Source organism: Mycobacterium sp. NGS62 (genome assembly GCF_059812285.1).
In genome coordinates this window covers 436,601-449,854 of the sequence record NZ_JCALCK010000003.1, presented here as the reverse complement: position 1 = coordinate 449,854, position 13,254 = coordinate 436,601, and the positions used below count along the sequence as shown (strand labels likewise).

Sequence of the window (13,254 nt, the reverse complement as noted above, 5' to 3'; positions counted from 1 at the left end):
TAACGACTACCTTCAGCTATACGCAACCTAGGCAGCATCAGAAACGCGCAAAGGGGTTCTTGTGGCCGCAACCGACGACACCGCCACTCTTCGGTACCCGGGGGGTGAGTTGGACCTGGAGATCACACACGCCACCGAGGGGGCCGACGGTATTGCGCTCGGCTCGCTGCTGGCCAAGACGGGGTACACCACCTTCGACAGTGGCTTCATGAACACCGCTTCCACCAAGAGCGCGATCACCTATATCGACGGCGAGGCCGGGATCCTGCGCTACCGGGGCTACCCGATCGAGCAGCTCGCCGAGAAGTCGACGTTCATCGAGGTCAGTTATCTGCTGATCTACGGGGAATTGCCGACCAAGGACGAACTGGATCAGTTCACCCGTCGTATCCAGCGGCACACCATGTTGCACGAGGATCTGAAGCGGTTCTTCGACGGCTTCCCGCCCAACGCCCACCCGATGCCGGTGCTCTCCAGTGTGGTCAACGCGCTCTCCGCCTACTACCCGGATTCACTGGACCCGATGGACGGCGACCAGGTGGAGGTCTCCACGATCCGGTTGCTGGCCAAGCTGCCGACCATCGCCGCCTACGCGTTCAAGAAATCGGTCGGCCAGCCGTTCCTCTACCCGGACAACTCACAGACGCTGGTGGAGAACTTCCTGCGGATGACGTTCGGGTTGCCCGCTGAGCCCTACCACCCGGACCCCGAGATCGTTCGGGCGCTGGACATGTTGTTCATCCTGCACGCCGACCATGAACAGAACTGTTCGACGTCGACGGTGCGGTTGGTGGGCTCGTCGCGGGCCAACCTGTTCACCTCGATCTCGGGCGGCATCAATGCGCTGTGGGGGCCGCTGCACGGCGGCGCCAACCAGGCGGTGCTGGAGATGCTCGAGCAGATCCGCGAAAGCGACGACAACGTCGGCGAGTTCGTCCGCAAGGTCAAGAACCGCGAAGAAGGCGTCAAGCTGATGGGATTCGGCCACCGCGTCTACAAGAACTACGACCCACGGGCGCGCATCGTCAAGGAACAGGCCGACAAGATCCTCGCCAAGCTCGGCGGCGACGACGACCTGCTGAACATCGCCAAGGAACTCGAAGAGGCCGCACTGACCGACGACTACTTCGTCGAGCGCAAGCTGTACCCCAACGTCGACTTCTACACCGGGCTGATCTACCGGGCGCTGGGTTTCCCGACGCGGATGTTCACCGTGCTGTTCGCGCTTGGGCGGCTGCCGGGCTGGATCGCGCACTGGCGCGAGATGCACGACGAGGGCGACAGCAAGATCGGCCGTCCGCGCCAGATCTACACCGGCTACACCGAGCGGAATTACGCCACCATCGACGCGCGGTAGCTGACCGGCTGCCGCGGCTCCGAGGCTATGGTGGCCCGGTGACACAGAAACCAGAGATCGAATTCCCGACAGGTCCGGCGCCCGCTGAATTGGTCATCCAAGACCTGGTGGTCGGCGACGGGCCCGAAGCCGTCCCGGGCGGCACCGTCGAGGTCCACTACGTGGGGGTGGAGTACGACACCGGCGAGGAATTCGACAGTTCGTGGAGTCGCGGCGAGTCCATCGAATTCCCGCTGCGTGGCCTGATCCAGGGCTGGCAGGACGGCATCCCCGGAATGAAGGTCGGCGGCCGGCGCCAACTGGTTATCCCGCCCGCACAGGCCTATGGCCCGGCCGGTTCGGGGCACCAGCTGTCAGGTAAAACGCTGATCTTCGTCATCGACCTACTCGCCACCCGATAGCCCGCAGGCTTAGGCTTCAAATCGCCCGAACAAGAACTCGACCGTGGAGGGCCGATGGCGGATTCCGGCGAAGCACCCAAAACCCCCGAGCGGCGGGCAGCTTCGAAGTTCTACCGACGATCTCCTGGTGTCCCGTGGCTGATTGGGTTGGTCGTGATTCCGCTGCTCTTGGGAGTGATCGGCTACGGCTTGCTGGATCGAACCCGCTCGGAGACCAACGAATCGCCCGGAGCGCTGCCGACGCTGAGCCCGCCGTCGCAGCCGGGCGCCCTGCCGAATACACCGACCATTCCGCCGATAACGTTGGCGCCGGTGTCGATCATCCGGACGGGCAACGACATCACGCTGCGCGGCGAATTTCCCGATGCCAAAGCCAAGGCGGCGCTGCTGGACGCGGTGATCGCATCGGTCGGTTCGAATGCCAACGTCATCGACTATCTCGGCATCAACCCCGACGTCAACTCGCTCGATTTCTCGGATGCGGGGCCGGTTTTCAACGCGGCAGCGGCGATTCCCGATTTCAGCCTGGCCGTCGAGGGTGACACCATCACGCTAACTGGGACCGCCGCATCGGCCGATCAGGAGGATGCGGTCGAGCAGGCAGCCGAAGACGCCTGGCCCAACCTGAATCTCGTCAATGAGATGGAAACCAGCGGTCCCGTCATGCCGACCGGACCGCGCTGAGATCGCGGCCGCTGAGGAGAATCCGATATGGACTTCGTCATCCAATGGCTCTGGTACCTCTTGGCTTTCGTGGTGGGTTCGGGGGTCGCCTGGGCGATCACCGTGGTGTCGGTCAAGCGCACCAGTGAAGAGCAGGCCCTCGCGGAGATGCCCGGTTCGCGTGAGATAGGAGCGCCATGACAGACCCGAACTGGTGGTTGATGGTGCTGGCTTTCGTGCTCGGGTTGGTGCTGACCTTCGCTCTGATGATTCGGCGGGTCAAACCTGAAGTGCCGGTTGGCTCGTCGACCACCGAAGCCGAAGAGACCGAGGACTCCTAGCGTGGCGGGGGGAGCCGCAGCAGCAGCCGCGCTCCGCCTAGCGGGCTGTTCTCCAGAGACGCGGTGCCGCCATGTAATTGAGCCTGCTGAGCCACCAGCGCCAGGCCCAGACCCGAGCCCGAATGCGAGGCCGTCGAGCCGCGCGAGAACCGCTCGAACACCACCTGACGTTCCTCCTCGGGCACCCCGCTGCCGTTGTCGTCGACGGCGATTTCAACGCCGGCTCGCGAGCTGACCGCCGACAGCTGAACCCGGCTGGCGCCGCCATGTTTGACCGCGTTCGCGATCGCGTTGTCGACGGCCAGCCGCAACCCGGCCGGCAGCCCGACGATGATGCAAGTCGGCGACGGGACCAGGGAGACATCGAGATCGGGGTAGACCCGCATGGCGTCGTGGGCTGCGCGATCCAGCAACTCGGTGATGTCGACTGGCACATGATCATCCGACGTCGACAACTCACCCTGGGCCAACCGCTCCAGCGCGCTCAGGGTGGCCTCAATGCGCGACTGCGTGCGGATCACGTCGTTGAGCACTTCCTTGCGTTGGTCGTCGGGCAGATCCAGCGTCGAGAGCACCTCGAGGTTGGTGCGCATCGCGGTTAGCGGAGTGCGCAGTTCATGCGACGACACCGCCGCGAAGTCGCGGGCCGACGCCAGTGCGTCTTTGGTGCGGTCCTGCTCGTTCCAGATTCGCTGCAGCATGCCCCGCATCGCCTCGGCGATTTCCACTGCCTCGGTCGCGCCGCGGACTTTCACCTGCGGCGCTTCGTCGCCGGCGTCGATCGCCCGGGTCTGCTGGGCCAGCCGTTTGAACGGTCGTACCGCGAATGCGGCCAGCAGCCAAGCGAATACCGCTGCCGCGCCAATCGCTAAGCCACAGATCAGTATCACTCGCCGGTGCCGGTTGTTGGTGCGCAGGATGGTGTCGTCGTAGGTGGCTCCTACCTCCACCGAAACCGGTTGCGGCGCCGGGATTTCGACGGTGCGTACCCGGTAGCGCACGCCGTCGACGTAGGTGTCTGCGTACCCGACGGGCAACTCCGGCAGCGTGATGTTTGCGTTGGACGTCACTTGTGCGCCTTTGCGCACGGTGATCACCGTGTTCTGGTCATTCGGCGATCGCGGAATCTCGTCGAGGCCGCGGGGCAGGAAGGGAATTGCGAAACCTGCCGCCTCGTCGAGTCGGCGGTCCAGCCGCTCCTTGCTGTCGCCGGTGATGCCGACCCACACCACGGTGCCGACGATGAGCACTGGGATCGCCGCACCGATCGCGGTCGCGATCACCACCCGGGTACGTAGCGAGGGCGTACGGGTAAGGATCCGGGACAAGAAGTTCATGGCCGCCTGGTCACTGCATGCGCAGTACGAATCCCACTCCGCGTACGGTGTGCAGCAGCCGCGGGCCGCCGCCGGCCTCCAGCTTCCGGCGCAGGTAGCCGATGAACACATCGACCACGTTGGTGTCCGCGGCGAAGTCGTAGCCCCACACCAGCTCCAGCAGTTGAGCGCGCGACAGCACCGCGGTCTTGTGCTCGGCCAGCACCGCGAGCAGGTCGAATTCCCGTTTGGTCAGGTCGACGTCGACACCGTTGACGCGTGCCCGCCGGCCGGGGATGTCGACCTCCAGCGGGCCCACCGTGATGGTTTCCGACGAGGACGTTGCGGTGGATCCGCGGCGCCGCAGCAGCGCTTTGACCCGCGCTACCAACTCGGCCAACACGAACGGCTTGACCAGGTAATCGTCAGCGCCGGCCTCCAGGCCCATCACCCGGTCGTCGACCGAACTGCGCGCCGACAGCACACAAACCGGCACGTCGTTGTCCATGGCCCGCAGCGCGGTGACCACGCTGACGCCGTCCAGCACCGGCATGTTGATGTCGAGCACAATCGCATCCGGCCGGGTCTCAGTGGCACTGCGCAGCGCCTCGGCGCCGTCGACCGCGGTCGACACCTCGAAACCGGACAGCCGAAGGCCCCGTTCCAGCGAGGCCAGCACGTCGGAGTCGTCGTCGACGACCAAAACCCGGGGTGAGGTCGCACCAGTGTCCATGCGCCCATCTTGCCTGATCGAGACGCCGGGCTGTGGGAGGATCCGCCCGCGTCCCAGCGCGTCGATTGACCTCATCCTTTGTTGAGGTTTTACGGTCAAGCGCATGAGCATGGAATCGGTAGCGAGCCGCACGCTGTATCGCCAGATGCACGCGAGGTCGGGCGAGCTTCGCATCCTGGTGGGCCGGGGGTTGGTCGGGCGGATCTGGCGCTTCGCCGGGCACCATCATCGCAGGTTGGGTTTCTTTGTGGCGGTCAGCGTGGTCAGCGCGTTGCTGACCGTGGCGACGCCGGTGCTGGCCGGCAAGGTGGTCGACGAGATCGTCACGGGGGCGCACGCCGAGGCGGTGGTGCTGCTGGCATCGGTGATCGCGGCGGTCGCCGTCGCCGAGGCGGTGGTATCACTGCTGACCCGCTGGCTGTCGGCGCTGATCGGGGAGGGCCTGATCCTGGACCTGCGCACCGCGGTGTTCGACCACGTGCAGCGCATGCCGGTGGCGTTTTTCACCCGCACTCGCACCGGTGCACTGGTCAGTCGGCTGAGCAGCGACGTGATGGGCGCCCAGCGCGCATTCTCCGACACGCTCTCCGGCGTGGTGTCCAACCTGGTGACGCTGACGCTGACACTGGTGGTGATGGCCGGCATCTCCTGGCAGATCACCCTGTTGTCGCTGCTGCTGGTACCGCTGTTCGTCGTTCCGGCCCGGCGCATCGGCACCACGATGGCGCGGCTGAGCCGGGAACGCGCCGCCTACAACGCCACGATGAACAGCCAGATGACCGAGCGGTTCTCCGCGCCCGGCGCCACCTTGGTCAAGCTCTTCGGTCGCCCCGACCGCGAGTCGCACGAGTTCGCGCTGCGTGCCTCTCGGGTGCGCGACATCGGGGTGAAGTCCTCGATGCTGCAGTCGGTGTTCATGAACTCGCTGACGCTGATGTCGGCGTTGGCGCTGGCGCTGGTGTACGGGTTGGGCGGTGTGCTGGCCATCGGCGGCCACTTGCAGGCCGGCGCCATCGTGTCGCTGGCACTGCTGCTGACTCGGCTGTACGCTCCGCTGACCGCGTTGGTCAATGCCCGGGTGGAGATCGCGAGTGCGCTGGTCAGCTTCGAGCGGGTCTTCGAGGTGCTCGATTTGCAGCCGCTGATCAGCGAGCGGCCCGACGCCGTGCCGGTACCCGACGGCGGCATCTCGGTGCAGTTCGACGACGCGCGGTTCGCCTACCCGCCGGCGGACAAGGTGTCGCTGGCCTCGCTGGAGGAAGTGGCGACTCTCGACGATCGCGGGGGAGCGGAAGTGCTGCATGGCATTTCGTTCACCGCCGCGCCCGGACAGATGGTGGCGCTGGTGGGGTCGTCCGGCGCCGGCAAGTCGACGATCGCCGCCCTGCTGGCCCGGCTCTACGACGTCGACTCCGGCGCAGTGCGCCTGTCGGGGGTCGACGTCCGCGACCTGACCACCGCATCACTGCGCGAGTCGGTCGGGCTGGTCACCCAGGACGGTCATTTGTTTCACGAGTCCATCCGGTCCAATTTGCGGCTGGCCGCGCCGCACGCCACTGACGACCAGCTGTGGCAGGCACTGCGACGCGCGCGGGTGGCCGATGTCGTCGCCGAGATGCCCGACGCGCTGGACACTGTGGTCGGCGAACGTGGCTATCGGGTTTCCGGCGGTCAGCGGCAGCGGCTGACGATCGCCAGGCTGCTGCTGGGAAACCCGCGAGTGGTCATCCTCGACGAGGCGACGGCCTCGCTGGATTCGTCATCGGAAGCGGCTGTGCAGCAAGCGCTTTCAGAAGCCCTGGCCGGCCGGACGTCCATCGTCATCGCGCACCGGCTGTCCACCGTGCGGGCCGCCGATCAAATCCTCGTCGTGGAGGAGGGCCGGATCGTGGAGCGTGGCACCCACGAGCAGCTGCTGCGCCGTGCCGGGCGGTACGCGGAGTTGTACGAGACCCAGTTCGGCGCGGCGGATTCCGACGCGGCGGCATAAAGCGGGGCACCTCCGGATCAGCGCAGCCCGATGCGCCGGTAGCGCCGCAACCGCGCCGCCGTGCGCTCGGCGTCCGGTACCCCGCGCAGGGCATGAAGCTCGGCGGCGATCATGCGGGAGAGGCGCTGGGAGAACTCGACGGGCTCGTCGGCGGCATCGGGGTATTCGGGCACCACCACGTCGACGATCCCCGACGCCAACAAATCGGCCGACCGGATCCCTTGTGCGGCAGCCAGTTCAGCAGCATGGGCGGTGTCGCGGAAGACGATCGCGCTGGCACCTTCCGGCGGCAGCGGCGCCAGCCAGCCGTGGCGTGCGGCCAGGACCCGGTCGGCGGGCACCATCGCCAGCGCCGGCCCGCCGCTGCCCTGCCCCAACAGCACCGACACCGTTGGGGTGTCCAGCGTGACCAGATCGGATAGGCATCGGGCGATCTCACCGGCCAGCCCATCCTCTTCGGCCTCGGCCGACAGCGCCGGTCCGGCGGTGTCGATGACCAGGACCAGCGGCAGGCGCAGTTCGGCGGCCAGAGCCATGCCCCGGCGAGCCTCACGCAGCGCCGCGGGGCCCACGATCCCGCCTACGATGCGCTGCTGGCCGAGGACCACTGCAGGCTGGCCGGCGAAGCGGGCCAGCGCCAACAGCGTGGTCGCCGCCTCGCCCTGGCCCGTGCCGGACAACAGCACCAGGTCGGTGGCGCCGTGCCGCAGCAGATGCTTGACCCCGGGGCGGTCGGGGCGTCGTGATGCGACCACCGAATCCCACGCCTCGACGTCGGGCACTTCCTCGACCGGCGTCGGCGCCGGTGGCAGCTCGGGATCGTCGGCGACCACCGTCAACGTGCGGTCCAGCGTTTCTCGGAGCTCCGCGATCGGTATGACGCCGTCGATCACCCCATGGCGCAGCAGGTTCTCGGCGGTCTGGATACCGGCCGGGAACGGTTCGCCATAGAGCTGCTCGTAGACGCGTGGGCCCAAAAAGCCCACCAGCGCTCGGGGCTGGGCGAGGGTCACATGCCCCAGCGAACCCCATGACGCGAACACCCCGCCGGTTGTCGGGTGCCGCAGATACACCAGGTAGGGCAGGTTCGCTTGCTTGTGCAAGGTGACGGCCGCGGCGATCTTCACCATCTGGAGGAATGCGACGGTGCCCTCCTGCATCCGGGTTCCCCCGGAGCTCGGTGATGCCACCAGCGCCAGCCGCTCGGCGGTCGCACGCTCTACCGCGGTCGTGATTCGCTCAGCCGCGGCGACGCCGATGGAGCCACCCAGGAAGCCGAACTCGCCGATCACCACAGCCACCCGCCGACCGAACACCCGGCCCTCGCCGGTCAGTACCGACTCGTCACGCCCGGTCGCGGCCCGGGCCTTCGCCAGCTCGCGTGCGTACGACTCGTTGGTCGGCACGGTCAGCGGCGTGTCGTCCCAGCTGGTGAAGGATCCGTCGTCGAGCACGGCGTCGCGCACTTCGGCGGTCCCGATCCGGCTCACGAGGAGAGGCTAATAGTCTGGGCGAATGATCGGTGTCACCCAGGTCGAACTCGTCATGACCATCGAGTTGCAGCGACCCGAACGGCGTAACGCGCTGAACTCCCAGCTTGTCGAGGAGTTGCGCGAGGCGGTGGAGAAGGCATCGGGGGAGAACGTCCGCGCGATCGTGCTGACCGGGCAAGGCACCGTGTTCTGCGCCGGCGCGGACTTGAGCGGCGACGCGTTCGCCGCCGACTACCCGGACCGGCTCGTCGAGCTGCACAAAGTGTTGGATGCGGCGCCGATGCCGATTATCGGGGCGATCAACGGCCCGGCGATCGGCGCCGGACTGCAGCTGGCGATGCAATGCGACCTGCGGGTGGTGGCACCCGAAGCGTTCTTCCAATTTCCCACGTCGAAATACGGCCTGGCGCTGGATAACTGGAGTATCCGCCGACTGGCATCGCTGGTCGGCCATGGCCGTGCACGGGCGATGCTGCTGTCGGCGGAAAAGCTGACCGCCGACGTCGCGTTCCAGACCGGTATGGCCAACCGGATCGGAACGCTGACCGAGGCGCAAGAGTGGGCTGCCGAGATCGCGGGTTTAGCGCCGCTGGCGCTGCAGCACGCCAAGCGGGTGCTCAATGACGACGCCATCGAGGAGGCGAGTTCGGTCCACAAAGAGCTCTTCGACAAGGCGTGGGGCAGTCAGGACGTGATCGAAGCGCAGGTCGCTCGGGTGCAGAAGCGGCCACCGAAGTTCCAGGGGGCCTGACCGATGCTGCGCGGAGCGCTGCGACTGGCCGCCGGCACGGTGACGCTGGCCGGCGGCGGGTGGGTGCTGCGCGCGGTGCACGGCGCACCTGCCGCGCTCGGCGCCGGGCCGGCCAAAATTCGTGCAGTCGCCGATCGCTCACCCAATTTCCACGACGGTGTCTTCACCAACCTCGAACCGGCGTCCCTGTTCAGCATGGATCGCGAACAACAACGGCTGGTCCTGCGTGAGGTCCTCGGCGGACGCGCCGCCTCCCGGCCCCCGGCGCCGATTCCGGTGGAATCGCCGCCGGGCTGCGACAGCAACTCCAGTGCTCTGGAGGTTTGCTGGTACGGGCATGCCACCGCGGTGCTCGATATCGACGGCTATCGCGTGCTGACCGATCCGGTGTGGAGTGAGCGCTGCTCACCGTCCGATGTCGTCGGCCCGCAGCGGATGCACCCGCCGCCGGGGGAGTTGGACGGACTGCCGGCTCTCGACGCCATAGTGATCAGCCACGACCACTACGACCATCTGGACATCGACACCATCGTGGCGTTGGCCCGTAGCCAGCGGGCACCGTTTGTCGTCCCACTCGGCGTCGGCGCGCACCTGCGCGAATGGGGGATTCCCGACCAGCGCGTCATCGAGCTCGACTGGAACGAAAGCACCCAGATCGACGAGCTCACCCTGATTTGCACACCGGCGCGCCATTTCTCCGGGCGCTTCCTGAACCGCAACACCACGCTGTGGTCGTCCTGGGCGATCATCGGTCCGAGCCATCGCGCGTTTTTCGCCGGTGACTCCGGGTACACCACGAGCTTCGGGGAGATCGGCGCCGACCACGGACCGTTCGACGTCACGCTGATGCCGGTGGGTGCCTACAACAAGGCCTGGCCGGACATCCACATGAACCCCGAGGAGGCGGTCCGGGCGCACCAGGACATCGGTGGCCGACTGTTGGTGCCAATCCATTGGTGCACCTTCCGGCTGGCGCCACACCCGTGGGCCGAGCCGATCGAGCGACTGCTGGCCGCGGCCGAGGCCTCCGACGTCCGAGTGGTGGTGCCCAAGCCCGGCCAGCGCCTGGATCCGAAGCTGCCGGCGGAATTCGACCCATGGTGGCGGCTTTGAGCCGATGACCACCTCGCTGAGCGCTGGCCTGTCCGACGCCGAGGTGGCGCAGCGGGTAGCAGACGGTAAGAGCAACGACGTCCCCGCGCGCGCCACGCGCAGCGTGCCAGAGATCATCCGCGCCAACGTCTTCACCCGGATCAATGCGATTTTGAGCGTGCTGTTGGTCATCGTGTTGGCGACCGGTTCGGTGATCAATGGCATGTTCGGCTTGCTCATCGTCGCCAACAGCATCGTCGGCATGGTTCAGGAGATCCGGGCCAAGCAGACGCTGGACAAGCTCGCGATTGTCGGTCAATCAACACCGGTGGTGCGGCGGCAATCTGGGATTCGCGAGGTACTCGCCAACGAGGTGGTGCTCGACGACATCATCGAGCTGGGTCCCGGTGACCAGGTCGTCGTCGACGGTGAACTGGTGGAGGCAGCCAGCCTCGAAATCGACGAGTCGCTGCTCACCGGCGAGGCTGACGCCATCGGCAAGAGTGCCGGCGATCCGGTCATGTCCGGGAGTTTCGTCGTCGCCGGCATCGGCGCATACCGCGCCACCAAGGTGGGTCGGGAAGCCTATGCGGCCAGATTGGCCGAGGAAGCCAGCAAGTTCACGCTGGTGAAGTCCGAACTGCGCATCGGCATCAATAAAATCCTGAAGTTCATCACCTACCTATTGGTGCCCGCCGGTCTGCTGACGATCTACAGCCAACTGTTCACCACGCACGCGGGCTGGCGGGAGTCGGTGCTGCGGATGGTCGGCGCGCTGGTGCCGATGGTGCCCGAAGGGCTGGTGCTGATGACCTCGATTGCGTTCGCGGTCGGCGTCATTCGACTCGGTCAGCGGCAGTGCCTGGTGCAGGAATTGCCCGCCATCGAAGGTCTGGCCCGAGTCGACGTGGTCTGCGCGGACAAGACCGGCACGCTGACCGAAAACGGCATGCGGGTCTCGGCGGTCGTCGAGGTCGCTGATTCGAGCCGACACCGCGATCACATCACCGATGTGCTGGCTTCGCTGGCTGTCGCCGACGCCCGGCCGAATGCCAGCATGCAGGCCATCGGCAGCGCCTATAACCGGCCGCCCGGCTGGGTAGCGACCGCGATGGCGCCGTTCAAGTCGGCGACCAAGTGGAGCGGCGCCTCCTACCGCGAACACGGCAACTGGGTGATCGGTGCCCCCGATGTGCTGGCCGATCCGACGTCGGCGGTCGCCAAGCAGGCCGAACAGATCGGCGCGCGGGGGCTGCGCGTCCTGCTGCTGGGGTCCAGTGATTTATCCGTCGAGCACCCGGATGCGCCCGGCCGGGTGACGCCGGTCGCGCTGGTCGTTCTCGAGCAGAAGGTGCGCCCCGACGCCCGCAAGACACTGGAATATTTTGCCGCACAGCAGGTGTCGATCAAAGTCATTTCCGGCGACAACGCGGTGTCGGTCGGCGCGGTCGCCGACAAGCTTGGCCTGCACGGGGCAACCATGGATGCGCGACGATTGCCCACCGAGTCGGCCGAGTTGGCCGACACGCTGGAGCAGTACACCACGTTCGGCCGGGTGCGCCCCGACCAGAAGCGGGCGATCGTGCATGCGCTGCAGGCGCACGGGCACGCGGTGGCGATGACGGGCGACGGAGTCAACGATGTGCTGGCGCTCAAAGACGCCGACATCGGCGTCGCGATGGGCTCGGGCAGTCCGGCGTCGCGCGCGGTGGCACAGATCGTGTTGCTGGACAACAAGTTCGCCACGCTGCCCTACGTCGTCGGTGAGGGGCGCCGGGTGATCGGCAACATCGAGCGGGTCGCGAATCTGTTCTTGACCAAAACGGTGTACTCGGTATTGCTGGCGCTGTTGGTGGGTATTGCCGGGCTGAGTTCGAAACTATTCGGCGCCGATCCGTTGCTGTATCCCTTTCAGCCCATCCATGTGACGATCGCGGCCTGGTTCACCATCGGCGTCCCGGCGTTCATCCTGTCGCTGGCGCCCAACAACGAGCGGGCACACCCCGGCTTTGTCCGCAGAGTCATGACGTCTGCGCTGCCCTTCGGCCTCGTCGTCGGCATCGCCACCTTCATCTCGTACCTGGCCGCCTATCAGGGCCGCGCCGCCGGACCGGAGCAGCAGACCCAGGCGTCGACGGGTGCGCTGATCACGTTGCTGATGACCGCGATCTGGGTGCTGGCCGTGGTGGCGCGCCCCTATCAGTGGTGGCGGTTAGCGCTGGTAGTCGCATCGGGGCTGGCCTATGCGGTGATCCTCAGTCTGCCGCTGGCACAGGAGAAATTCCTGCTGGATCCCTCGAACCTGGTTATCACGTCGACGGCCATGGGCATCGGTGTGCTCGGTGCGGCGGCGGTCGAGGCGGTGTGGTGGATTCAGGGCTTTGCCCTGGGCGAACGCCGGCAGTTGTGGCAGTAGCGGCCCACGATACGAATAGCCGGACGATAGGCTCAGCAGCGGAAGGGAGGGACTCATGGGATTCCTGGACAAGGCCAAGGATCTGTTGTCGCAGAACGCCGACAAGGTTGATCAGGCGATCGACAAAGCAGGTGATTTCGTCGACAACAAGACGCAAGGCAAATACAAGGACACCGTCGACAAGGTGCAGGACGCTGCCAAAAAGGCCGTCGACAAAGGCGACCCGCAGAATTAGTCATGGCAAAACTTTCCGGCTCCATCGACGTACCCCTGCCGCCCGAACAGGCCTGGGGACATGCCTCCGACCTCTCCCGCTTCAAGGATTGGCTGACCATCCACCGGGTCTGGCGCAGCAAACTTCCTGAGACCCTGGAAAAGGGCACGGTCATCGAGTCGATCGTCGAAGTCAAGGGCATGCCCAACCGGATCAAATGGACGATCGTGCATTACAAGCCACCGGAGGCCATGACCCTCAACGGCCAGGGCGTCGGCGGCGTGAAGGTCAAGCTGCTCGCCAAAGTCAAACCCAAGGGTGACGGCTCGGTCGTGAGTTTCGATGTGCATCTGGGCGGTCCGGCACTGTTCGGTCCAATCGGGATGGTGGTCGCGGGTGCACTCAAGGGCGATATCCGCGAGTCATTGCAGAAGTTCGTCACGGTGTTCGCCCCGGCGTGAGCCGGTTGGATGCGCGCCGCGATGAG

Annotated in this window: 14 protein-coding genes; 11 read left to right on the top strand and 3 right to left on the bottom strand. The window is 66.3% G+C overall.

Going from position 1 to position 13,254, the window contains the following annotated elements; all coding sequences use genetic code 11:
• Positions 1-61 precede the first annotated feature (61 nt).
• The 5 genes from AC5Y49_RS11745 to arfC are packed head-to-tail and all read left to right on the top strand — an operon-like array spanning position 62 to position 2,762.
• The gene (locus tag AC5Y49_RS11745) at positions 62-1,357 is read left to right on the top strand and encodes a citrate synthase (protein WP_499887115.1); all 1,296 of its coding nucleotides are present in this window, start codon (positions 62-64) and stop codon (positions 1,355-1,357) included.
• A 38-nt stretch (positions 1,358-1,395) separates the two neighbouring features.
• Entirely contained in the window at positions 1,396-1,758 is a 363-nt protein-coding gene (locus AC5Y49_RS11740; RefSeq protein WP_499887113.1) for an FKBP-type peptidyl-prolyl cis-trans isomerase, read from the top strand.
• 54 nt (positions 1,759-1,812) lie between these two features.
• A complete protein-coding gene (gene arfA, locus AC5Y49_RS11735) occupies positions 1,813-2,442 on the top strand; it encodes a channel-forming protein ArfA/OmpATb (protein WP_499887111.1) in 630 nt (209 codons plus the stop codon).
• A gap of 27 nt (positions 2,443-2,469) precedes the next feature.
• The gene (gene arfB, locus AC5Y49_RS11730; RefSeq protein WP_499887109.1) at positions 2,470-2,622 is read left to right on the top strand and encodes a channel accessory protein ArfB; all 153 of its coding nucleotides are present in this window, start codon (positions 2,470-2,472) and stop codon (positions 2,620-2,622) included.
• On the top strand, positions 2,619-2,762 hold the full coding sequence (gene arfC / locus AC5Y49_RS11725; protein ID WP_499887107.1) for a channel accessory protein ArfC: 144 nt from the start codon (positions 2,619-2,621) through the stop codon (positions 2,760-2,762). Before arfB ends, arfC begins: the two co-directional genes overlap by 4 nt.
• Here arfC and AC5Y49_RS11720 read toward each other — a convergent pair.
• Both AC5Y49_RS11720 and prrA read right to left on the bottom strand, forming a co-directional pair.
• Positions 2,759-4,099 (bottom strand): sensor histidine kinase, encoded by a 1,341-nt coding sequence (locus AC5Y49_RS11720; RefSeq protein WP_499887106.1) that lies wholly within the window; start codon positions 4,097-4,099, stop codon positions 2,759-2,761. The two genes, arfC and AC5Y49_RS11720, sit on opposite strands and share 4 nt — an antisense overlap.
• Before the next feature lie 10 nt (positions 4,100-4,109).
• Positions 4,110-4,811: a two-component system response regulator PrrA gene (gene prrA, locus AC5Y49_RS11715; RefSeq protein WP_499887105.1), complete on the bottom strand. Its 702-nt coding sequence runs from the start codon at positions 4,809-4,811 to the stop codon at positions 4,110-4,112.
• Positions 4,812-4,914: 103 nt separating this feature from the next.
• On the opposite strand from prrA, the gene AC5Y49_RS11710 reads away from it, so the two are divergent.
• The gene (locus tag AC5Y49_RS11710) at positions 4,915-6,801 is read left to right on the top strand and encodes an ABC transporter ATP-binding protein (RefSeq protein ID WP_499887103.1); all 1,887 of its coding nucleotides are present in this window, start codon (positions 4,915-4,917) and stop codon (positions 6,799-6,801) included.
• Positions 6,802-6,818: 17 nt separating this feature from the next.
• Here AC5Y49_RS11710 and AC5Y49_RS11705 read toward each other — a convergent pair whose 3' ends face one another.
• A complete protein-coding gene (locus tag AC5Y49_RS11705; RefSeq protein ID WP_499887101.1) occupies positions 6,819-8,291 on the bottom strand; it encodes a carboxyl transferase domain-containing protein in 1,473 nt (490 codons plus the stop codon).
• 25 nt (positions 8,292-8,316) lie between these two features.
• Between AC5Y49_RS11705 and AC5Y49_RS11700 the strand changes: the two genes are divergently transcribed.
• Genes AC5Y49_RS11700 through AC5Y49_RS11680 form a run of 5 tightly spaced genes read left to right on the top strand, consistent with a single transcriptional unit; the run spans position 8,317 to position 13,228 of the window.
• Positions 8,317-9,045: an enoyl-CoA hydratase gene (locus AC5Y49_RS11700; RefSeq protein ID WP_499887100.1), complete on the top strand. Its 729-nt coding sequence runs from the start codon at positions 8,317-8,319 to the stop codon at positions 9,043-9,045.
• Positions 9,046-9,048: 3 nt separating this feature from the next.
• Positions 9,049-10,158, top strand: a complete 1,110-nt coding sequence (locus tag AC5Y49_RS11695) for an MBL fold metallo-hydrolase (RefSeq protein WP_499887098.1) — start codon at positions 9,049-9,051, stop codon at positions 10,156-10,158.
• 4 nt (positions 10,159-10,162) lie between these two features.
• Positions 10,163-12,553: a cation-translocating P-type ATPase gene (locus AC5Y49_RS11690; RefSeq protein ID WP_499887096.1), complete on the top strand. Its 2,391-nt coding sequence runs from the start codon at positions 10,163-10,165 to the stop codon at positions 12,551-12,553.
• Positions 12,554-12,608: 55 nt separating this feature from the next.
• Positions 12,609-12,788 carry an antitoxin gene (locus AC5Y49_RS11685; protein WP_499887094.1) on the top strand — a complete coding sequence of 60 codons (180 nt, stop codon included), beginning with the start codon at positions 12,609-12,611 and terminating at the stop codon, positions 12,786-12,788.
• A gap of 2 nt (positions 12,789-12,790) precedes the next feature.
• Positions 12,791-13,228: a type II toxin-antitoxin system Rv0910 family toxin gene (locus AC5Y49_RS11680; RefSeq protein WP_499887093.1), complete on the top strand. Its 438-nt coding sequence runs from the start codon at positions 12,791-12,793 to the stop codon at positions 13,226-13,228.
• The last annotated feature ends 26 nt before the right edge of the window (positions 13,229-13,254 follow it).